At 69.4% G+C, this 22413-nt stretch carries 18 protein-coding genes; 12 read left to right on the top strand and 6 right to left on the bottom strand.

What is annotated here, in order from left to right; all coding sequences use genetic code 11:
* Entirely contained in the window at positions 1–642 is a 642-nt protein-coding gene (locus tag ACHAA3_RS10000; protein WP_435708852.1) for a GntR family transcriptional regulator, read from the top strand.
* A gap of 26 nt (positions 643–668) precedes the next feature.
* Here ACHAA3_RS10000 and ACHAA3_RS09995 read toward each other — a convergent pair whose 3' ends face one another.
* Genes ACHAA3_RS09995 through ACHAA3_RS09980 form a run of 4 tightly spaced genes read right to left on the bottom strand, consistent with a single transcriptional unit; the run spans position 669 to position 6967 of the window.
* Entirely contained in the window at positions 669–2063 is a 1395-nt protein-coding gene (locus ACHAA3_RS09995) for an MFS transporter (protein WP_435708851.1), read from the bottom strand.
* 10 nt (positions 2064–2073) lie between these two features.
* Complete coding sequence (locus ACHAA3_RS09990) at positions 2074–3813, bottom strand: CoA-transferase (RefSeq protein WP_435708850.1); 1740 nt, start codon at positions 3811–3813, stop codon at positions 2074–2076.
* Positions 3810–5834, bottom strand: a complete 2025-nt coding sequence (locus tag ACHAA3_RS09985) for a TRAP transporter permease (protein ID WP_435708849.1) — start codon at positions 5832–5834, stop codon at positions 3810–3812. Before ACHAA3_RS09985 ends, ACHAA3_RS09990 begins: the two co-directional genes overlap by 4 nt.
* Positions 5831–6967 (bottom strand): TAXI family TRAP transporter solute-binding subunit, encoded by a 1137-nt coding sequence (locus ACHAA3_RS09980; protein WP_435708848.1) that lies wholly within the window; start codon positions 6965–6967, stop codon positions 5831–5833. The genes ACHAA3_RS09985 and ACHAA3_RS09980 overlap by 4 nt, the downstream gene beginning before the upstream one ends.
* 232 nt (positions 6968–7199) lie before the next feature.
* On the opposite strand from ACHAA3_RS09980, the gene ACHAA3_RS09975 reads away from it, so the two are divergent.
* The gene (locus ACHAA3_RS09975) at positions 7200–8129 is read left to right on the top strand and encodes an acyl-CoA thioesterase (RefSeq protein ID WP_435708847.1); all 930 of its coding nucleotides are present in this window, start codon (positions 7200–7202) and stop codon (positions 8127–8129) included.
* Here ACHAA3_RS09975 and ACHAA3_RS09970 read toward each other — a convergent pair.
* Complete coding sequence (locus tag ACHAA3_RS09970) at positions 8110–9048, bottom strand: LysR family transcriptional regulator (RefSeq protein ID WP_435708846.1); 939 nt, start codon at positions 9046–9048, stop codon at positions 8110–8112. The genes ACHAA3_RS09975 and ACHAA3_RS09970 overlap by 20 nt on opposite strands.
* A gap of 90 nt (positions 9049–9138) precedes the next feature.
* Between ACHAA3_RS09970 and ACHAA3_RS09965 the strand changes: the two genes are divergently transcribed.
* From ACHAA3_RS09965 to ACHAA3_RS09940, 6 genes are read left to right on the top strand one after another with little or no spacing between them, the layout of a single operon-like run.
* Positions 9139–10362, top strand: coding sequence for a CaiB/BaiF CoA transferase family protein (locus ACHAA3_RS09965; RefSeq protein ID WP_435708845.1), 1224 nt, complete (start codon positions 9139–9141; stop codon positions 10360–10362).
* Positions 10363–10396: 34 nt separating this feature from the next.
* Positions 10397–11545 (top strand): acyl-CoA dehydrogenase family protein, encoded by a 1149-nt coding sequence (locus ACHAA3_RS09960; RefSeq protein ID WP_435708844.1) that lies wholly within the window; start codon positions 10397–10399, stop codon positions 11543–11545.
* Complete coding sequence (locus ACHAA3_RS09955) at positions 11542–12390, top strand: enoyl-CoA hydratase/isomerase family protein (RefSeq protein ID WP_435708843.1); 849 nt, start codon at positions 11542–11544, stop codon at positions 12388–12390. Before ACHAA3_RS09960 ends, ACHAA3_RS09955 begins: the two co-directional genes overlap by 4 nt.
* A gap of 10 nt (positions 12391–12400) precedes the next feature.
* Positions 12401–14092 (top strand): dihydroxy-acid dehydratase, encoded by a 1692-nt coding sequence (gene ilvD / locus ACHAA3_RS09950; protein ID WP_435708842.1) that lies wholly within the window; start codon positions 12401–12403, stop codon positions 14090–14092.
* Positions 14093–14097: 5 nt separating this feature from the next.
* Complete coding sequence (locus ACHAA3_RS09945) at positions 14098–14703, top strand: hypothetical protein (protein WP_435708841.1); 606 nt, start codon at positions 14098–14100, stop codon at positions 14701–14703.
* Positions 14704–14714: 11 nt separating this feature from the next.
* A complete protein-coding gene (locus ACHAA3_RS09940) occupies positions 14715–16157 on the top strand; it encodes an SDR family NAD(P)-dependent oxidoreductase (protein WP_435708840.1) in 1443 nt (480 codons plus the stop codon).
* Between the two features lie 3 nt (positions 16158–16160).
* On the opposite strand, the gene ACHAA3_RS09935 is transcribed toward ACHAA3_RS09940, so the two are convergent.
* Positions 16161–16469, bottom strand: coding sequence for a hypothetical protein (locus ACHAA3_RS09935; protein WP_435708839.1), 309 nt, complete (start codon positions 16467–16469; stop codon positions 16161–16163).
* A 264-nt stretch (positions 16470–16733) separates the two neighbouring features.
* On the opposite strand from ACHAA3_RS09935, the gene ACHAA3_RS09930 reads away from it, so the two are divergent.
* From ACHAA3_RS09930 to ACHAA3_RS09915, 4 genes are all read left to right on the top strand, one after another.
* Positions 16734–18500 carry an acetolactate synthase large subunit gene (locus tag ACHAA3_RS09930; RefSeq protein ID WP_435708838.1) on the top strand — a complete coding sequence of 589 codons (1767 nt, stop codon included), beginning with the start codon at positions 16734–16736 and terminating at the stop codon, positions 18498–18500.
* A 79-nt stretch (positions 18501–18579) separates the two neighbouring features.
* Positions 18580–19110, top strand: coding sequence for an acetolactate synthase small subunit (gene ilvN / locus ACHAA3_RS09925; protein WP_435708837.1), 531 nt, complete (start codon positions 18580–18582; stop codon positions 19108–19110).
* Positions 19111–19138: 28 nt separating this feature from the next.
* On the top strand, positions 19139–20164 hold the full coding sequence (gene ilvC / locus ACHAA3_RS09920) for a ketol-acid reductoisomerase (RefSeq protein WP_435708836.1): 1026 nt from the start codon (positions 19139–19141) through the stop codon (positions 20162–20164).
* Positions 20116–22410, top strand: a complete 2295-nt coding sequence (locus tag ACHAA3_RS09915) for a glycerol-3-phosphate 1-O-acyltransferase (RefSeq protein WP_435708919.1) — start codon at positions 20116–20118, stop codon at positions 22408–22410. The genes ilvC and ACHAA3_RS09915 overlap by 49 nt, the downstream gene beginning before the upstream one ends.
* Positions 22411–22413: the final 3 nt, after the last annotated feature.

Below are 22413 nucleotides of genomic sequence, written 5' to 3'. Positions count from 1 at the left end.
GTGCAGAGATCCCAGCTCAGCGAGGAAGTCGCGGCCCACGTGCGCGAGCTCGTGCTCACCGGGCAGCTGCGAGGCGGCGAGTTCGTCCGCGTCGAGCCGGTGGCCGACCAGCTCGGCATCAGCGTGACCCCGGTCCGCGAAGGTCTCCTGCTGCTGCAGGGTGAGGGGCTGCTGCGTCTGGAACCCCGACGCGGGTTCGCGGTGGCGCCGCTGACGATCGGCGACCTCACCGACCTGTTCTGGGTGCAGGCGCAGCTGGCCGGCGAGCTGGCCGCCCGAGCGGCCGTCTCGCTCGACGACGAGCAGATCGCCGAGCTCGGGCGGCTGCAGGACGAGCTGACCGTGGCGCTCGACGCACACGACCTCGACGCGGTGGAGCGCCACAACCACGCCTTCCATCGCGCCATCAACCTGGCCGCCGACGCTCCCAAGCTGCAGTGGTTCCTGCGCACGGCGACGCGCTACGTGCCGCTGCGTTCGTACCACCGGGTGAGTGGGTGGACCGAGGCGACGCGCAGCGACCACGTCGAGGTGCTGACCGCACTGCGCGCCCGCGACGCCGAAGCGGCCCGAGCAGCCATGATCGAGCACATCCAGAACACCGGTCGACTGCTGGCCGAGCACGCCGAGCTGCCGGAATGACCGGCGCTGGCTGAGACGACCCGGCCTCATCGGGTGAGCCCCGCCGTGCTCGTGGCGTCCTCGGTCGGAGCGGCGGGAGGTCCGGCGAGCACCATCAGCGTCGCACCGACGAGGACCACGGGTCCGCCGTAGACCCACCACAGGCTGCCGGTCGGCCACGTGGTGGCGACCCAGGCGTACCCGGCCGCAAGGCCCGAGAACCGCATCATGTTGTGGATCCCGAGGGCTGCTCCGCTGGACGTGCCGGAGGCCGCATCCGAGCGCATCACGCCGAGCGCCGACCCGGCCTGGACGATCCCGATCGCGGCGCCGGTCAGGGCCAGGACGACGACGGTGCCGGCCAGGACCACGGCCCGGTACTCATGGCTGCCGACCGCGGCGAGCAGCAGCATTCCGGTGGCCAGCACTCCGAGACTGCCGCCCAGCACGCTGCGGGGGCTCCACCGGCGGCCGAGCCGTGCGGACCACGGGGCGAAGACCGTGATGGCTGCGGCCAGGGCCAGGGTGGTCGCTCCGATCGCGCCGGGTCCCAGACCCCAGTCACGTCCCAGATGCAGTGGGGTCGACACGATCACGACGCCGAGGCAGGCCATCGAGGTGGCCGCGGCGGCGGTGGATCGTCGGTATCGCCGCTCGATGAGCAGCCGGGCAGGCACGAAGGCCCGCGGACTGCGCAGAGCCAGCACCGCGTGCGCCACGAGGGCGGCGACGCCGACACCCACCAGGCTCGCGCCGACGACGGCACTGCCGCCCTGCCCGGCCCAGGTGAACGACACCACGAGCGCACCGACGCCGACGACGAGGGTCGTCATGCCCGTGACGTGCATCGGTGGACGTCCGGCCCGCACGGTCGGTACGCGCCACACCACGAGGACGAACAGCACGATGCTGAGTGCGGCGTGGGTCGCGAAGACCGCTCGCCATCCGAGCAGGTCGGCAACAGCGCCGCCGAGCGGTGGACCGAGTGCCTGACCCACGCCGATCGCCGAGGCCCACGCCGCCATCGCCTGGGCGCGGCGGTGCGCCCAGTGCCTCGCGAGCGTCTGCTGGACTGCTGGCGGGATCGCGGAGCACGCGATGCCCTGCAGCGCCCGCCAGGCGACCAGCTCGACGAGCGACCCGCTCGTCGAGGCGCCGAGCTGGGCCACCACCATGAGGACCAGCGCCGCCAGCAGCACCCTCTTGGTGCCGAAGCGCTCGCAGGTCCACCCGGCGAGCGGCGAGGCGAGGACCATCGCCAGCGTGAACGCGCTGACCGCGACGACGATCTGGCTCGGCGTCGCGTCCAGGGACCGCGCGATCTCGTTGATGGGTGCGGTCATGATCGTGCTCGACAAGGTGCCCAGGGTCGAGAGTGCGAGCAGCGCGACATAGGCCGTCCGGCCGGTGCCGGGGCTGGTCGTGGCGGTCGGGAGGGTCATCGGGACGTGATCACCGCAGGTAGAGGCGGACCATGTCGATCTCCTCGCGCAGCAGCCGCACGTCCTCGATGCGCGGGCGGGGCGTCTCGATGACCTCGTCGGCCACACGCAACGGCCACCCGGTCGCGTCGAGCACCTGCTGGACCGACACCCCGGGGTGCACCTGGGTCAGCTCCAGCTCACCGAGCGGGTCGGGCCGTCGCAGCACGCCCAGCGGAGTGATCAGGGTGGAGAGTCCATGTCCGGGCGGCACCATCCGTGGATCCTGCGCATGCGCCCGCACCGGACTCGGTGACGTGCAGAAGTCGAGCTCGGCGGGCAGGGCGCCGCGGTCGTGCCGCCGCATCACCACGATGCACTCGCCGGCGCTGGCGATGATCTCGGCAGCCCCACCGGACCCGGGCAGACGAACTGTCGGCTGGTGCCAGTCGCCGATGACACTGGTGTTGAGACTGCCCCAACGGTCGACCTGTGCGGCGCCGAGGAAGCCGACGTCGACATGGCCGCCCTGCAGCACGTAGCCGAAGAGTGCCTGGACGGAGAGGACCGAGGCGGCCCCCGACACCAGGACGGAGTCGGCGATGCCCTCGGCCATCGCCTCGGGATCGGCGCCGCACACACCCGACTCGTAGATCAGCTCGACGTCGGGGCTGACGGTGCGTCGTGCCAGGTCGACGGCCAGGGTCGGGAGGCCCACTCCGGCAAAGACCCGGTGGACGCCGACCAGCTCGCGGGCCGCGACCGTCGCCAGGAACTCGGTGCTGGACGCGTCGACGTCGCTGAGGAGATCGAGGTCGGTGGCGGTCATGGTGCTGCTCCGTCCGTGGCACCGGCGGGCGTCGTCCGACGCCGACCGTAGTCGACCACCGGAGAGACGAGAGGCCACGCCCACGTCGCTCCAGCGCTGCGGGCCGAGCTTCTCGAGGTAGGCGGCCCGGTCAGGCACCCCGTGGACCCACTCGTCGAGCCAACCCAGCAGGCGGTCGCGGTCGCGGCTGATGGCGGTCCAGTCACGGTAGAAAAGGTTGTCGCGGTCGTAGTGGCCCTGGGCGTAGGACGGGTGTGCGCCACCAGGGCACTCGACGACGGCGTCGACGGCGTGCGCGGGCAGCACGGTGCGATTGGGGTCGGCCCGCACGACCGCCGTGTCGACGATCTCCTCGACCGTCACGACGACCTTCGAAGCGGCGTAGGCCGCTTCCTGCTGTGAACCGACGATGCCCCACATCTGCACGTTGCCGTCGGCATCGGCGCGCTGGGCGTGCACGAACGTGACGTCGGGGCGCAGCGCGGGGACCACGTAGATGTCAGGGCCGCCGTACGGGTCGGCGACCAGACGGATCTGGTCGTTCAGCTCGGGCAGGTCGCTGCCGGCGTAGGAACGCAGCGGCATGAATGGCAGGGACGACGCCCCGGCCTGGTAGCGACACACCATGCCGTAGTGGCTGTACTCCTCGACCTCGAGCGGCTCGGGATCATGGTGCTCGACCCGACGCCGGATCTCGTGCAGCCCTCCCGCGGATCCGCTGGCGAAGAAGGACGCCACCAGCTTGCTGACGCACCCGGCCGCGATCATCTGGTCGAAGATCAGGTCCGGGGTCATGCGGCAGACGGTCAGGTCACGGCGACCCTGTCGGATGATCTCGTGGCCGGCCGCATAGGGGATGAGGTGGCCGAAGCCCTCGAGGGCCAGTGTCATGCCGTCCTCGACGTACTCGGCGACCGCGGTGCGCAGGTCGGTGACGGTCATCGGGCGGGCTCTGAGGCGGCTCGGTCGGTCTCGGCGACGTCCTGCTCGAGCACGGGCTCCGGTGCCGGAGCCGTGAAGCGAGCGACGACCGCGACGACCGCGACGACTCCGAGGCCGATCAGGCTGCTGGTCATCTCGGGCAGGAGGGTGGCGAATCCAGCGCCCAGGCCGATGACACGCAAGGCCGGGCTCAGCCGCCGCTCGATCCCGATCGCATAGCCCTCGAAGCTGCAGGCCATCGCCACGACGCCGACGATCGCGAAGGCGAGGGTCAGCAGGACCTCGCCGAGCCCGGCCTGCGCCACGAGCGCCGGATTGAGCGCGAAGCAGAACGGGATGACGTACTTGACCATGCCCAGGCGCATGGCGGTCAGGCTCGTGCGCATGGGGCGTGTCCCGGCGATTCCGGCCGCTGCGAACGAGGCGAGCGCGACGGGCGGCGTGATGTAGGAGACGGTCGCCCAGTAGATGACGAACAGGTGTGCAGCGATCGGGTCGATGCCGAGTGTCACCAGGGCAGGGGCCATGACGATGGCCAGCAGCACGTAGACCGCTGACACGGTCATGCCCATGCCGAGCACGAACGACGTCACGGCACCTGCGATCAGGATCAGCGCGACGCTTCCTCCGACGGAGTTGACCAGCTCGCGGGCCAGGGACAGGGAGACGCCCGTCATCGACAGGCCCCCGATGATCAGGCCGACACCCGCGATGATGCCGAGGATCTCGGCCAGGGTGCGTCCGGCGCTGAACAGCAGCGTGGTCAGGTCCGAGAGGCGCAACCGGTTGCGCGGTCGCAGCACGGCGTAGGCCAGCAGCGCTGCGGCCACGATGAAGGGCGCCTGGGCCTCCTGGCCGACCGCCACCAGCAGGTAGAGAAGCCCACCGAGTGCCGCCAGGTACGGCCAGCCGGCCAGAAGGGTGGGGACGGGCCTGGGCAGGCTCGCGCGTGCCTCGCCGCGCAGCCGCTTGCCGGCCGCGTAGGCGTCGACCTGGGTGTAGATGCCGACGTAGTACAAGAACGCCGGGATCGCAGCGGCGATGGCGATCTCGGTGTACGGCACGCCGAGGAACGAGACCATCAGGAAGGCGGCCGTGCCCATGATCGGCGGCGTGATGGATCCGCCCGAGGATGCGGTGGCCTCGACGCCGGCCGCGTACTCGCCGGAGAAGCCGGACTTCTTCATGGCAGGGATCGTCATCGGGCCCGTGGTCAGCACGTTCGACACGGCGCTGCCGCTCATCATGCCCATCGACGCGGAGCTGACGACCGAGACCTTGGCCGATCCACCGCGCGCCGTGCCGAACAGCGACCGGGCGAAGTCGTGGAAGAAACCGGCGCCGCCGGTGTGCTGGAGCACGACGCCGAACAGCAGGAAGCCGATCAGGATGCCGGCGGCGGTCTGCAGCGGCAGACCGAGGATCGACTCGACGCCGAGCGCGTGCTTGGTCGCGGTGCCTGCCAGGTCGTACTGGATGCCCTCGAGAAACCCGATAGGCACGCCACCGGCGACCAGCGGGTACACCGAGAAGGCGCCGGCGATGACGGTCACGACCAGACCGGCGGTGCGGCGCAGGGTCTCGAGCACCAGCGCCCAGAGCGCGAAGCTCGCGACGAGGGCGAGGGTGGGAGCCACGTAGTCCCAGCCCTCGGTGAGGATCTGCTCGGCATGCAGGCCGAGGTAGGCCGGCACGAGACCTGCGACGACGGCCAGCGCGACGTCGTAGGTCGGCACGGACGTCTGGCCGTGGCGACTCGTGGCCGGGAATGCCAGGAACACGACCGGCAGGAAGCAGGCGAGCACGAAGTAGAGGAAGGCGCTGGCCAGGAGGGTGCCGTTGCTGAACGGATTCCAGAAGAACGTCTGGCTGACCGTCAGGGTGATCCCGACCAGGGTCAGGACGATGACGATGCCGCGGACGACCGGCCCGCAGCGTGCGGTCCCGCGCGTCTCCGGCGGGGCATCGGGAACGTGGTCCGGGGTCGTGTCTGCGGGAGGGGGCAGAGTGGCTGAGCTCATCGAGCGCTCTCCTCGTTCGTGTCGGAGGTGTTGATGGGTTCGGGGGCGGGCAGACTGGACTTCCAGGCGCTCCATGCAGCGGGGAGCTCGTCCTCGTCGTTCTCGTCGACGACGTCCTGCCACCCGGCGCGCAGCTGCTCGCCGCGCTCGACGAGGTCGTCGTTGAGACGTTGTGCCTCGTCGGTCCACAGGCCCTCCTCCTCGAGGTAGCGGATCAGCCCCTCGTGGAACGGCACCTGCTTGGGTGCGTGCAGCACGGCCTCGGGAGACCACAGGTCCGTGGTCGCCGTGCTGTCGGCGTACTTCTCGTAGTTGTCGGCGATGGCGCGAACCGTCGCGTAGACCATGTCCGGATCGGTGTCGGTGTACGTGACGACCGGGACCGAGTAGAGGAGGCCCTTGTCGGGCTTGCCGTCCGGCTGGCCGGGCGCATCGGCGAACTCGCCGATGTCGACCGACGGTGAGATCTCAGAGACCTTCGCCACTCGGTCGGGCGACGTGTCGTCCATGCTCAACCACCGCACGTCGACCGATGCCTCGAGCTCGTACAGCGAGGAGCCGTAGACCTGCTGGAAGAGCACGTCGAGCTTTCCGGACTGGAGGGCCGCGGGCTGATCGCCGTAGCTGACGTCGACGAGCTCGACGTCGTCGAAGGTCAGTCCGCCGTAGGCGAGGAATGCCTCGAGCTTGTTGTTGACCGAGGGATTGGCGGTGACGTTCGGGAACTTCTTGCCGGCGAGGTCCTCGAAGTTCTCGATGCCGGAGTCGGCGCGGACCATCAGGTCGTGCGGCGCGACCGGCGCCCAGGCGACGCTCACGTCCTGGGGGCCCCAGCGCTCGGTCGTGAAGTCTTCGTCGCCCTCGAAGGAGTAGATGTACTCGTCTCCGGTGCGCGCGAAGTGGGCCGGGCCCTCGCGGAGCGGGGCGAGGCGCCCGATGCCGGTGTCGGAGGTGATGACGCGCACGGGCGTGCCTTCGGCGGTGGTGATCGCATCGGCCACGGCAGCGACGTCGGCATAGGTCGAGGTCCCGGTGCCGTAGGTGGTCCACACCATCTGCTCGGGCAGACCGTTCGCGCCGATCGCATTCGGTGAGGCGCAGCCGGCGACGGCCAGGGCGCCCGTGGCCGCCATCGCGATGAGCGTGGTGGACGACCGTCGGCGGGGTCGCGTCCGATCAGTCGGTCGTGGCGACTGCGGAGCCCGGGCGAGCGGATGGAACATGTGGTGCCTCCAGTGGTGTGGTCCGGATCACTGTGCCCTTGATCACGCCTAAAACTCCAATACCGGTTTCAGCATCAATTGTTTTCCAGTGCGCATCAATGAGGGGTCGAAGTCTGCGTCGAGTGCACCCAAACTATGCATCATGGATGATTCCCCGCACGCGACTCGCGCGCCCGCCGTCACGCTCGACGACCTGCTCGAGGCACTGGACCTGGAGCCGTTCGATCCGGGTCTCGACGCCAGGCGTCGGACCACCCGCTGGCGCGGCGGCACCCAGACGTTCCCGGAGGACCGGGTCTTCGGCGGCTTGTTGCTCGCGCAGTCGCTGGTCGCGGCCGGACGTACCGTCGACCCGGCGCAACGGGTGGTCAGCCTGCAGGCCGACTTCCTCGCCGGAGTCCCCACAGGCAGGGACCTGACGTGGGAGGTCGAACCGCTGTCCGAAGCGACGTCCTTGTCGACGCGTCGCTCGACCCTGCGCGACGACGACGGCGCGGTGCGATTCACGGCAACCACCCGATGGTCGACGACGCGCTCGGACCTGCCGAGTCATGCCCCGCGCGTGCCGCGCTCGGCGCCGTCACCGGACGGTCTGTCGACGTTGGTCGACCGGTTCGGTGATGACATTCGCGTGCCCGCCTGGTGGCGGATCGAGCGTCCTGTCGAGTTCCGGCACGTGGAACCGCCGGCCTATGTGGAGCCGGTCGCACCCGGCGGCGACGCGCAGAGCGCCTGGGTGCGGACCACGGGCCCGCTGCCCGCGGACCCGGTGGTGCGCGCCGGACTGATCGCGTACGTCAGCGACATGTCCATCCTCGAGCCGGCGTTCCGAGCGCTCGGCGCCGCCCGGCACGCGCCGGACAGCCGCATCCTGAGCCTGACCCACGCGATGATCTTCCACTGCGAGGTCGACCTCGGGCGATGGCACCAGGTCGATGCTCGCATCGACGCGATGACGCACGGTCGTTGTCTGGGGATCGGCGAGCTGTTCGACGACCAGGGGCGTCACGTGGTCAGTGCCACGCAGCTCGGGTTGGTGAAGCTAGCTGGGATCACGCCGGACTGGGCCTAGGCGGGCCGGGTCTGGCGGTCACTCCGGCCGGGGTCGGCAGGGCCTCGACCGAGGCGCGCAGAACTTCGCGGAGGGCGGGATTCTGGTCGCCGTGGCGCCACGCGAGTCGCGCGTACACCGGGGAGAGGCCCTCGGCGAGGCGAACCATGGCGATGCCGTCCTGCAGGACGCCGTCGAGCGCGGTGTCGATCGTGAACGTGATGCCGACCCGCGCTGCCACGAGGGCCATGACGGTCCACGAGTCCGGTGCGGTCTGGACGATGTCGGGCGCGAACCCGGCGTCGTACGCCGTGCGGATGAACGCGTCGCGGACGCTCGACCCGGGGTCGGCGGGCAGGGCCACGAATGCCTCGTCGCGGCACTCAGCCATCGACACCAGCTCGCGGCCCGCGAACGGGTGGTCCTTGGGGACAACCAGGACGTAGTGCTCCGTGGCCACGATGCGGTGCGCGATGCCGGGAGGTTCACGTTCCCAGCGCACGATCGCGGCGTCCAGCTCGCCGGCGATGACCTGCCGAAGTGCCTCGTACACGTAGGTCGTGCTCTGCAGGTTGAGCTCGATTCCGGGGTGGCGTTCTCGCACCAGGCGGCCGAGGTGGCCGATCAGCAGATACGTCGAGGGGCCGGCGAAACCGAGGCGCACGGTGCCGGTCTCACCCTCACCGGCCGAGGTCACTGCCGACCGGGCGACCCGCATCGACTCGAGCACGTCGCGCGCCGGTCCGAGCAGGGCCTCGCCGGCCGTCGTCAGCCGGACCTTTCGGGTCGTGCGCTCGAACAGCTCGGTCCCGAGATCGCGCTCCAGCTGCTTGATGGCGCGACTCAGCGGGGGTTGTGCCATGTGCAGGCGTTCGGCGGCACGGCCGAAGTGCAGCTCCTCGGCGACCGCGAGGAAGGCCCGCAGCTGGGCGATCTCCATGGGATGAGCTCCTGATTCTTGCCAAGACCGAAACAATCGGTTCGGTATTGAGTATTGGACCAGACCTTATCGGCGCGCGATGCTGATCACATGACCGACGTCACGTCCGCCCTGCCGCTGGCCGGCTACACCGTCGTCACGCTGGAGCAGGCCGTGGCCGCACCGCTGGCGACTCGACACCTCGCTGACCTGGGCGCCCGGGTCATCAAGCTCGAGCGCATCGGTGAGGGCGACTTCGCGCGCAACTACGACGACGCCGTCCACGGGCTCGCGTCGCACTTCGTGTGGCTCAACCGCGGCAAGGAGTCGGTCGCGCTCGACCTCAAGTCCGCGGAGGGTCGCGATGTCGCTCGGCGCCTGATCGCGGACGCGGACGTCTTCGTCCAGAACTCCGCACCCGGAGCAGCCGAGCGGCTCGGCCTCGGTGCCGACCTGCTGCGGTCCAGCGACCCGCAGCTGATCACGGCCGGCATCTCCGGGTACGGCACCGCCGGCCCACGCCGCGACCGCAAGGCCTACGACATGCTGATCCAGGCCGAGTCAGGTCTGGTCTCGATCACCGGAACACCAGAGACCGGGACCAAGACGGGCATCCCGACGGCCGACATCGCCGCCGCGATGTACACCTGCAACGCCGTCGTCGCGGCACTGCTGCGCCGAGAGCGCACCGGGCGGGGCGCGACGCTCGATCTCTCGATGTTCGATGCGACGGTCGAGTGGCTCGGTCACCCGATGTACATGCAGATGTACGGCGGTCGTCAGATCCCGCGCATGGGACTGAGCCACGCCGCCATCGCGCCCTACGACTCCTACCCGACGTCCGACGGAGAGATCCTGATCGGCGTGCAGAACGATCGTGGTTGGACTGCCCTGGTCACCCAGGTGTTCGACCGGCCCGACCTGGTGACCGATCCACGTTTCGCGACCAACCAGGCCCGAGTGCACCACCGGCAGGAGTGCGACGGAGCCGTGGCCTCGCTGACCCGGACGCTGACGACCGCCGAGCTGGACGCCCGCCTCGCCGTCGCCGGTGTCGCCGCCGCGTCGCTCAACGACATGGACGGTCTGGTCGACCACCCCCAGCTGAGCACCCGCGACCGCTGGCGCGATGTCGAGACCCCGGCCGGTACGATCCGCGGCCTCCTGCCGCCGATGATCTTCGACGACGTCGAGCTGCCGATGGGCGCGGTCCCGGACCTCGGAGAGCACTCCCGAGCGCTGCTCGACGAGCTGGGACTCGGCTCCGAGACCGCCGCGATGATCGAGGCCGGCGTGGTCGGCGTCCCCGCCGTCGCCCCTGCCCCGGTCGGCTGATCCCACCCACCACCGCCCCTGCAAGGAGAGCCACATGGATCACGACGACTTCAGCGCCGTCCTCGACGCCGTCCGCACCTTCGTCCGCAAGGACGTCGTGTCCGCGGAGGACGAGATCGAGGAGACCGATGCGATCCCCGAACGGATCCGCGACGCGGCCCGCGAGATGGGACTGTTCGGCTACGCGATCCCCGAGGAGTACGGCGGCCTCGGTTTCACGATGAGCGAGGAGGTCCGGCTCGCGATGGAGGTCGGGTGGACCACTCCGTCGTTCCGCTCGATGTTCGGCACCAACAACGGCATCGCCGGCCAGGTGCTGGTCAACTGCGGTACCGAGCGGCAGAAGCGGCGCTGGCTGCCCGACCTGGCCGCCGGCGCTCTCGTCGCGTCGTTCGCACTGACCGAGGCCGAGGCGGGCTCCGACCCGAGCGGCATGCGGACACGGGCGGTACGCGAGGGCGACGACTACGTGATCTCGGGCCAGAAGCGTTTCATCACCAATGCCGAGAACTCCGATGTCCTGATGGTCTTCGCGCGCACCGGCGAATCCAGCAGCGGAGCGAACGGCATCTCGGTCTTCGTCGTGCCCACCGACACCGACGGCGTCACCCTGGGACCGCGGGACGTCAAGATGGGGCAGAAGGGCTCGACCACCTGCGAGATCTTTCTCGACGGTGCCCGCGTCCCGGCCGATCATCTGGTCGGCGAGGTCGAGGGGGAGGGATTCTCCGCCGCGATGCGGTCGCTGGCCAAGGGACGTCTGCACATCGCCGCCATCTGTGTCGGCATGGCGCAGCGTCTGGTGCACGAGAGCCTCACCCACGCGACCACGAGCAAGCAGGGCGGTGAGTCGATCAGCCGTTTCCAGCTGGTGCAGGCGATGCTCGCCGACAGCCAGACCGAGGCGTATGCGGGCCGGGCGATGGTCCTCGAGGCCGCCCGGGCCTACGACGACGGCAGCGACCGGCGGCTGGCTCCGTCCAGCTGCAAGCTCTACTGCTCGGAGATGGTCGACCGGGTCGCGGACCGAGCCGTCCAGATCCACGGCGGCATGGGGTACATCCGATCGGTCTCGGTCGAACGGTTCTACCGTGATGCGCGTCTGTTCCGGCTCTACGAGGGCACCAGCGAGATCCAGCGCGTCATCATCGCCACCCAGATGATTCGAGGAGCGTCGACGTGACCGATCCTGCCGTCCTGGTCGAGGATCACGACCCCGTCCGTGTCCTGACACTCAATCGTCCCGAGCGGCGCAACGCGCTGGACCTGGACGACCGGCGTGAGCTGATCGCGGCGCTGGAGGCCGCGGCCGCTGCGCCCTCGGTCCGCGCCCTGGTGCTGACCGGCGCCGCGGGAACCTTCTGCGCCGGGGGCGACATCCGCTCGATGTCGCCTGATCCCGAGGTCGGTCGCGTACGGCTCGACCTGGTCAACCGCATCGCCCGCTCGCTCGCGCACGGACCGCTGCCGGTCGTGGCCGCGGTCGAGGGCGGAGCCCACGGACTCGGACTCGCGCTCGCGACCGCGTGCGACCTCTCGGTCACCGGGCGGAGCGCCGTCTTCGCCGCGTCCTTCCTGCGGATCGGCCTGACCGCTGACACCGGCCTGCTGCACACCCTCCCGCTGCGGGTGGGACCCGCGCGGGCTCGTGCGCTGATGCTCACCGCACGCACCGTGCGGACCGACGAGGCCGAGCGGATCGGTCTGGTCGACGAGGTGGTCGACGACGGAGCTGCTCTGGCTCGAGCGATCGAGCTGGCCGATGATCTCGCGCGCCTGTCCCGCACGGCCGTCGCTGCGACGCGCCGCATCCTGTCCGCCGCCGAGCAGGATCTTGAGAGTGTGCTGGCTGCGGAGGCCGCCGAACAGCTCGACCTGCTCGCCGGGCCAGGATTCGCCGAAGGACGCAGTGCCTTCATGCAGCGCCGTCCGGCCGACTTCGTCGCGGCCGAGGACGGCGACGCGGCCACCCCGCGAGAGCGAGGTCGAGATGTGCCCGGGTCGGTCAGGGACGGAGTCCAGTCGTAATCTTGGCTCCATGGCCGAGACACCCGATCATCCCATCGACATCAAGCCCCGTTCCCGCACCGTGACCGATGGCCTGGAGGCAACTGCCGCGCGCGGCATGCTTCGCGCCGTGGGCATGGGCGACGACGACTGGGTCAAGCCCCAGATCGGTGTGGCGTCGAGCTGGAACGAGATCACGCCGTGCAATCTTCCGCTGGACAGGCTGGCCAAGTCGGTCAAGACCGGTGTGCACGCCGGCGGCGGATACCCGCTTGAGTTCGGCACCATCAGCGTGTCCGACGGCATCAGCATGGGCCACGAGGGCATGCACTTCTCGCTGGTCAGCCGGGAGGTCATCGCCGACTCGGTCGAGACCGTCATGATGGCCGAGCGCCTCGACGGGTCGGTCCTGCTGGCCGGCTGCGACAAGAGTCTGCCGGGCATGCTGATGGCCGCGGCCCGCCTCGATCTGGCCAGCGTCTTCCTCTACGCCGGATCGATCATGCCGGGCAACGTCGACGGCAAGGACGTCACCATCATCGACGCCTTCGAGGCTGTCGGTGCCTGCATGCGTGGGCTGATGAGTCGCGAGCAGGTCGACAAGATCGAGCGCGCGATCTGTCCTGGCGAGGGCGCCTGCGGTGGCATGTACACCGCCAACACGATGGCCTCGGCCGCAGAGGCCCTCGGCATGAGCCTGCCCGGTTCGGCGGCCCCTCCCGGTCCCGACAAGCGCCGTGACGAGTACGCCGTCAAGTCCGGCGAGGCCGTCGTCGAGATGCTGCGGCACGGCATCACCGCGCGCCAGATCCTGACCAAGGAGGCGTTCGAGAACGCCATCACCGTGGTCATGGCCCTCGGCGGCTCCACCAACGCCGTCCTGCACCTGCTGGCCATCGCCCGAGAGGCCGAGGTCGACCTGACACTCGAGGACTTCAGCCGTGTCGGCGAGAAGGTCCCGCACCTGGGCGACCTCAAGCCGTTCGGCCGATTCGTCATGAACGACGTCGACAAGGTGGGCGGTATCCCGGTCATCATGAAGGCGCTGCTCGACGCGGGGCTGATGCACGGCGACTGCCTGACCGTCACCGGCAAGACGATGGCCGAGAATCTTGCGCACATCGAGCTCGGCCTCGACGGGGACATCATCCGCCCGCTCGACCGGCCCATCCACAAGACCGGTGGCCTCACGATCCTGCACGGCTCGCTGGCACCCGACGGGGCCGTCGTCAAGAGCGCCGGCTTCGACTCCGACGTCTTCACCGGCACCGCTCGGGTCTTCGACGGCGAGCGCGCCGCCATGGACGCGCTCGAGGACGGCACCATCGCCGCTGGAGACGTCGTGGTCATCCGCAACGAGGGTCCCAAGGGCGGCCCCGGCATGCGCGAGATGCTCGCGATCACCGGAGCCATCAAGGGCGCCGGTCTCGGCAAGGACGTCCTGCTGCTGACCGATGGTCGATTCTCCGGTGGCACCACCGGGCTGTGTGTCGGCCACGTCGCCCCCGAGGCCGTCGACGCCGGCCCGATCGCGTTCGTCCGGGACGGCGACCCCATCACGCTCGACGTCGCCAACAAGACCCTCGACGTCGAGATCGATCCCGATGAGCTCGAGGCTCGCAAGGTCGGCTGGGAGCCGTTGCCCACGAAGTACACCACCGGTGTGCTGGCCAAGTACCGCAAGCTCGTCGGCAGCGCCTCGCAGGGCGCCGTCACCGGCTGACCACGATGAGCGGACCGGTCTTCGCGACCCGGTGGGACTTCCTCCTCGCGCGGGTCGTGATCGGTGTCGACCGTGCGACCGGGGTGTTCTCGGGAAGCGAGACGGTGCCGGGACGACAGATGGTGTGCGTGTGGTCGCAGATGGATCTGGCCACCGATGCCCTGCACGTGGAGTCCTGGGACCTGCTGCCGATCGCCGTGCGTGACCTGCTGCCACTGCTGCCGGGCGGTGTCGGCGTCGTCGTCGACCCCGAACGTCCGACGGGCATGACCGCGTCGGCGTCCTATGTCGGGCAGCTCAAGCCGTACGTCGCGCCCTTTCCCGCTGGCTCGGAGGTGCGCCTGGCCGACTGGGACCTGCCCGAGGCGTTGCTCGACGCCCTGGGTGACGTGCACTCCTTCGGGTACACCGTCGACGACAGCCCGATGATGGGGTGCGTGGTCCACACGTCGGGGGTGCCCGGCCCCGTCGAGGCGGCGCTGTCGGCCTGGGGTGAACCCGCTGCTCTCGGGGCCGCGATCGTCCACGTGCTCGAGCCCGGCGACCTTCCCGAGGAGGTGCGCGCGGCGCTCGCGCCGGCCCGCCGACGGTCGTGGCCGTGGCGTCGGTGAACAATGAGCCCATGCCATCGCACCGTGAAGCAGGGTTCGACGAGCACGAGCTCGCAGTCGCCCTGAAGGTTCTCGGCGAGGCCCAGTTCCTCGGCGAGGACGACGAGTCCTACGTGGCCCTCCGGCATGCGTGCGGCAAGTTCTACAAGGACGTCAAGAAGCAGCGCCGCATCGCCAAGCGTGACGCCATCGCGGCAGCCGACCGGGCCGTCGTGGAGTCCACGGCCACCGGGTCCGCCTCGCGCATCGACGACGAGACCGCTGGCATCGCCTTGGCCTCCTCGGCGGCGGGAGCCAGCGCAGGCACGCTGCAGGTCGCCCGCCCCTGCTACATCTGCAAGTCCAAGTACGCCGTGGTCGATGCCTTCTACCACCAGCTGTGCCCGGACTGCGCGGCACTGAACCATGCCCGCCGTGACGCCCGCACCGACCTGACGGGCAAGCGGGCACTGCTCACCGGCGGACGCGCCAAGATCGGGATGTACATCGCGTTGCGCCTGCTGCGCGATGGAGCGCACACCACCATCACGACCCGCTTCCCGCACGACGCGGTGCGGCGCTTCCGCGCAGTTCCGGACAGTGCCGACTGGATCGACCGGTTGCGCATCGTCGGCATCGACCTGCGCGACCCGGCCCAGGTGATCGGCCTGGCCGACTCCGTCGCAGCTGCCGGACCGCTTGACATCCTCATCAACAACGCCGCGCAGACCGTCCGCCGCACCCCAGGCGCCTACGCACCGCTGGCCGAGGCCGAGACGACGCCCCTGGCACCCGGACCGATGCCCGAGATCGAGACATTCGGCCACACCAGCGACCTGCACCCCGCTGCGCTGGTCGGGTCCGTCGAGGCCGCGCCGGTCCTGGCCAGCGTCGCGCGCTCAGCAGACGAACTGACCGAGCAGGCGATGACGGCCGGCTCGGCCGACCTGTCGCGCATCGACGCCGGGGGACTGGTGCCCGACGAGGTCACGATCAACAGCTGGACGCAGAATCTCGGCCAAGTCGACGCGCTGGAGCTGCTCGAGGTGCAGCTGTGCAATCAGACGGCGCCCTTCATCTTGATCAGCCGGTTGCGTCCGGCCATGGCCAGCTCGACCGCTCGTCGCACCTACGTGGTGAACGTGTCAGCGATGGAGGGGCAGTTCGCCCGCCAGTACAAAGGACCCGGCCACCCGCACACCAACATGAGCAAGGCGGCGCTCAACATGCTGACGCGCACCAGCGCCGCCGAGATGCTCGAGGCCGACGGGATCCTCATGACGGCGGTCGACACCGGCTGGATCACCGACGAACGTCCGCACGTCACCAAGGTGCGATTGGCAGCGGAGGGATTCAAGGCTCCGCTCGACCTCGTCGACGGCGCCGCCCGGGTCTATGACCCGATCGTGCGTGGCGAGGCCGGCGAGGACGTGCACGGCGTGTTCCTCAAGGACTACGCCGCCTCAGCCTGGTGAGCCTCAGGGGGCGACGCACTCGCTGACCTCTGCGGCCAGGTCGCCCAGGAGGACGTCCTCGTCATCACTGTTCTGGTAGTCCTCGTCGCCGTCGACCAGTGCCTGCAGGGTCTGGTCGGAGAGCTCGGAGCCCTCGAGCGCAGTTCCGACGCAGTCGGCCGCCTCAGCCGGCAGCGCGGTGCCAAGGACATTGCCCTCGGCCTGCAGCGCGGTGGAGATCTCGTCCGCGGCAGGGCGCCCGCCTCCTCCGCCGCAGGCGGACGTCAGGGTCAGGGCGGCCACGGCACAGAGGGTGGCGAGCATCTTCGTCATGACCTCATCCAACCAGTGAGGGGAGCCGGAAGCGAGGCAGCCCAGCCTGAGATGACCACATCGTGGAACAAGTCGTCTCACGACTTGACCACGTCGGGGCGGCGGGTGAGACTTGCAATGTGTGCGTGTACCTCCTCGTAGTAGTCGTATGACGCGAACGCCTTCCCGGCGCCGCGTCTCCCTCGTTTGCCACTGGCCGGGGGATTTTTTTATGCGAGCGAGCCGTCCCACCCACCTGATACGAGCAATGACGAGGAACCAGCCATGACCGACACGATGACCGGAGCGCAGAGCCTCGTGCAGGCGCTCGAGCACGCCGGGGTCGACACCATCTTCGGTATTCCTGGAGGTGCGATCCTGCCGGCGTACGACCCGCTGTTCGACTCCTCGATCAGGCACATCCTGGTCCGCCACGAGCAGGGTGCGGGACACGCGGCCCAGGGGTATGCGCAGGTCACAGGCCGCGTCGGTGTCTGCATGGCGACCTCGGGCCCCGGTGCCACCAACCTGGTCACGGCGATCGCCGATGCCTACATGGACTCGGTCCCTATCGTCGCGATCACCGGCCAGGTGGCATCCCACCTCATCGGGACCGACGGTTTCCAGGAGGCCGACATCCGTGGCATCACGATGCCGATCACCAAGCACAGCTACCTGGTGACCGATGCTGCCCAGATCCCGCGCGTCATCGCCGAGGCGTTCCACATCGCGGGGACGGGCCGACCGGGACCGGTCCTCGTGGACATCTCCAAGGATGCGCTGGTGGCGGACACCGATTTCGTGTGGCCGAGCGAGCTGGCGCTGCCGGGCTACCGGCCCACGACCAAGCCGCACGCCAAGCAGGTGCGGGAGGCGGCTCGGCTGATCGCCTCGGCGGAGCGTCCCGTCCTGTACGTCGGCGGAGGTGTCATCAAGGCCGGAGCGTCGGCCGAGCTGCTCGAGCTCGCCGAGCTAACCCAGATTCCCGTCGTCACGACGCTGATGGCCCGGGGGGCGTTCCCCGACTCGCACGAGCTGCACCTGGGCATGCCGGGCATGCACGGCACGGTGGCCGCGGTGGCCGGCTTGCAGCGCAGCGACCTGCTGATCTCGCTCGGCGCCCGATTCGACGACCGGGTCACCGGTCAGCTGTCCTCGTTCGCGCCCTTGGCCAAGGTCATCCACGCCGACATCGATCCGGCCGAGATCTCCAAGAACCGCACCGCCGACGTGCCCATCGTGGGCGACTGCCGCGAGGTCATCGCCGACCTGATCACAACGCTGCGCAAGCAGGTCGATCAGGACGAGATCACGCTCGACTGCAGCACCTGGACGAGCCAGATGCTGGGCGTCAAGGCGAAGTTCCCGGTGGGCTACGACAGGCCCGCCGAGGGTCTTGCGCCCCAGACCGTCATCGAGCGCCTCAGCGCCATCGCCGGCCCGAAGGCGACCTACGTCGCCGGCGTGGGTCAGCACCAGATGTGGGCGGCACACTACGTCGACTACGAGCGTCCGCGTCAGTGGTTGAACTCCGGTGGCGCCGGCACGATGGGCTACGCGGTGCCGGCCGCCATGGGCGCCCAGGTGGGTCTGCCCGGCGAGGTCGTCTGGGCCATCGACGGTGACGGCTGCTTCCAGATGACCAACCAGGAGCTGGCGACCTGCGCGATCGAGGGCATCCCGATCAAGGTCGCGGTCATCAACAACTCCTCGCTCGGCATGGTGCGGCAGTGGCAGACGCTGCTGTACGACAAGCGGTACTCCAACACCGATCTCAACACCGGGCCGGAGTCGATCGGCGCGCGCCGCATCCCCGACTTCGTCAAGCTCGCCGACGCCTACGGATGCGTGGGCCTGCGGTGCGACAGTGAAGCCGATCTCGACGCGACCATCGAGCAGGCCATGGCGATCACCGACCGTCCGGTCGTCATCGACTTCGTGGTCGAGCGTGACGCGATGGTGTGGCCCATGGTCCACGGCGGCGCGAGCAACGACGACATCCAGATCGCCAGGGACCTGGCGCCGGAGTGGGACGACGAGGAGCAGGTATGAGCGAGCGCCAGCGAGCGAACGATCCAGACCTCGCGGTCGCATCTGCGTACCGTGCACTTCTGACGCAGGGGGGACCGCGATGAGTACGCACACGTTGAGCGTGTTGGTGGAGAACACTCCCGGTGTCCTGGCCCGCGTCTCGAGCATGTTCATGCGTCGCGGGTTCAACATCGACTCTCTCGCCGTCGGCCCCACCGAGATTCCCGAGATCTCGCGCATGACCATCGTGGTCAACGTCGAGGAGCTGCCGCTGGAGCAGGTGACCAAGCAGCTGAACAAGCTGATCAACGTGCTCAAGATCGTCGAGCTCGAGTCCTCGTCGGCCGTCGAGCGCGAGCTGATGCTGATCAAGGTCAAGACCGACCCGCAGACCCGCGGCCAGGTGCTCGAGACCGTGCAGCTGTTTCGCGCCAAGGTGGTGGACGTCGCGACCGACGCCGTCACCGTCGAGGCGACCGGCGATGCCGCCAAGCTGGCTGCGATGCTGAACGTGCTCGAGCCCTTCGGCATCCGCGAGATCGCCCAGTCCGGGCGCGTGGCCATCGGCCGCGGTCCCCGATCGATCACCGACCGAACCCTGCGCGCCGTGCCCGGCTCGCACACGGCATAAACCCCTTCACCTCAGAGGAGACACACCCATGGCTGAACTGTTCTACGACGACGATGCAGACCTGTCCATCATCCAGGGCCGCCACGTGGCGGTCATCGGATACGGCAGCCAGGGCCACGCCCACGCGCTGAACCTGCGCGACTCCGGTGTCGACGTGCGCGTCGGCCTGCTCGAGGGCTCCAAGTCCAAGGCCAAGGCCGAGGCCGAGGGTCTGCGTGTGCTCAGCGTGGCCGAGGCCGTCGAGGAGGCCGACACGGTGGTCGTCCTCGCGCCCGACCAGGTGCAGCGTCACGTCTACACCGAGTCGATCGCCCCCCACCTCGTCGACGGCGACGTGCTGCTGTTCGGCCACGGGTTCAACATCCGCTACGGCTACATCGCCCCGCCGGCTGGCGTCGACGTGCTGCTGGTCGCGCCCAAGGCCCCCGGGCACACGGTGCGCCGCGAGTTCGTCGACGGCCGTGGCATCCCCGACATCATCGCGGTCGAGCAGGACGCCAGCGGCACCGCCTGGGACATCGCCCTGTCGTACGCGAAGGCCATCGGTGGAACCCGCGCCGGTGTCATCAAGACCACCTTCACCGAGGAGACCGAGACCGACCTGTTCGGCGAGCAGGCCGTCCTGTGCGGCGGCGTGTCGCACCTGGTGCAGGCCGGCTTCGAGACGCTGACCGAAGCGGGCTACCAGCCCGAGATCGCCTACTTCGAGGTGTTGCACGAGCTCAAGCTCATCGTCGACCTGATGTTCGAAGGTGGTATCGCCAAGCAGCGCTGGAGCGTCTCCGACACCGCCGAGTACGGCGACTACGTCTCCGGACCGCGCGTGATCGATGCGTCGGTCAAGGAGCGCATGGGCGAGGTGCTGGCCGAGATCCAGGACGGCACCTTCGCCAAGCGATTCATCGACGACCAGGACAACGGTGGGGCCGAGTTCCTGCAGCTGCGCGAGAAGGAGGCGGGCCACTCGATCGAGAAGACGGGCAAGGTCCTGCGTTCGCACTTCTCCTGGAAGCAGCAGGACGCCGACTACACCGACGGTCAGGCTGCTCGCTGACCGGGGGCGGCACTCCGATCGTCCTGCTGCACGCGCGATCGCGTGCGGAGGGGCGACTGCTGCGGCAGTGGGCACGCACGGCGTGGCCGGACGCAGCGCTGCTGGGTGCCGCCGATCGTGGTCTGACCCGCCACCTGACTCCGGACCGGGACATCATCCCGGTCCGGGTCGCGTGGAATCTGCCGTCCGGCGATGATCCCGTCGCGCGGTTGAGTGATCTGGTGGTGGCGCCGTTTCGACGGGCGCCGTGGCCGATCCTTCACCAGCCGCTGATGACTGCGGTGTCCGGAGCGACGACCGTCGTGACCGGGGACGCCGCGACCACGACCGACCTGCGGGCGGACTTCGAGGCCGAGGTGCGCGCCGGGGCGCGCGACGACGACACCGAGTTCGTCGAGTTCGTGCGTCGGCGTGCGCTCGTGGCGTGCGACCGGGCCGAACGTCGGCTCGCCGGCGACCGGTACAAGGTGCCGCGCCTGATGGTCGAGCAGATCACCGCGTCCGCGAGCTATCACGAACGGGCGCAGGCTGCGGCGGAGAAGGTCGGCGACGACCCGGACGACTTCGTGACCCGCGCAGGGGAGCGGCTCACCGAGATGACCGCCGTGCTGAGTCCGTTGGCCATCGACGTGTTCCGCGCCTTCACGTCCCCGTTCCACACCCGGGCCTGGGACGTCGACGGCGACGCCGACCGCATCGACCAGCTGCGTGAGCTGAACCGGCACCACGCCCTCGTGTTCTTGCCGTCGCACCGCTCCTACGTCGACCCGCTCGTGCTCAACGAGGTGCTGCACCGCCACGACTTCCCCCGCAATCACGTGCTCAGTGGCGACAACCTGGGCTTCTGGCCCGTGGGCGCGCTCGCTCGACGTGCAGGCGTCGTGTTCATTCGACGCAGCTTCGGCGAGGACGCCGCGTACAAGTTCGCCATGCGGGAGTACCTCGGTCACCTGATGGCCAAACGGTTCAACCTCGAGTGGTACATCGAGGGCGGGCGCACCCGCACGGGCAAGCTGCGGCATCCCCGGTACGGCCTGCTGCGCTATCTGGTGGACGCACTGGGTCCGGACGAGAAGCGAGACGCGGTGCTGGTCCCCACGTCGATCATGTACGAGCAGCAGTCCGAGGTCGTGGCCGTCGTGGCCGAGCAGACCGGCGCGACCAAGAGAGCCGAGGGTCTGCGGTGGATGGTGGAGTACATGCGCAAGCAGAACCACCACATCGGTGACGCCAAGGTCAGCTTCGGCGAGCCGTTCAGCCTGCGTGAGGCGTTGACCGAGGCGGGGCCCGGATCGGCCCAGCTGGAGAAGGTGGCCTTTCGCGTCTGTGCCGGCATCAACTCCGCCACCCCGGTGATGGCGACGTCGGTGGTCACCTTCGCCCTGCTGGGTACCGGCGGCCGTGCGCTGACCTTCTCGCAGATCATCGCGATCACCGAGCCGCTGATCGAGTACCTGGACGAGCGAGGAATCCCGGGGCCGCACACCCAGCTGCGCGACGAGCAGACGATGCGGGACACCATCGACCTGCTCACAGGCGCCGGTGTGGTCAGCTGCTACGACGCGGGGGAGGAGGCCGTGTGGTCGATCCCGTCCGCACAGGCGCACGTCGCAGCCTTCTACCGCAACGGAGCGGTGCACCACCTGCTGGTGCGCGCGATGCTCGAGATCGGCATGCTGCGCGCCGAGCGTGACCTGGATTCTCGACCGATCGACGAGGTGGGGTCGGACGGCTCGGCCGAGTTGCGTGACCTGCTCAAGTTCGAGTTCTTCTTCGCCGACCGCGCGACGCTGCGCGGCGATCTGGAGAGAGAGGCCACCCTGATCGACCCCGCGTGGCGCGATCTCGGTGACGCGGGCAGCGCAGCGACGCACCTGCTCGACCGCTGTCAGACGTTGGTGGCGCCGCGCGCGCTCCGCCCCATCTTCGAGGCGCAGCTGATGCTCGCCGAACGGCTGCTCGAGCACGACGAGGGCGGTGACGCTCCGAACAAGAAGGAGTTCCTCGCGGAGTGTCTGCGCGTGGGACAGCAGCAGCTGTTGCAGGGACGTCTGCACGACCCGGACTCGATCTCGCGCGAGCTCTACGACGGTGCGTGGCAGATTGCGGCCAATCGCGGGCTCCTCGAACCGGGCACCCGCGCCGGTCGCGAGGCTCTGGTCGACGAGCTGCGTGACGTGCTCGACCTGATCGCCCGTGGGGCGAGGCGCGACGCCGAGCTCGTGCAGGACGTGCTGGACGCCTGACCA

This window comes from Aeromicrobium sp. CF3.5 (genome assembly GCF_051262695.1).
Lineage (GTDB): Bacteria > Actinomycetota > Actinomycetes > Propionibacteriales > Nocardioidaceae > Aeromicrobium.
The sequence above is the reverse complement of the archived record's forward strand: the minus strand, read 5'-3'. Positions and strand labels throughout refer to the sequence as shown.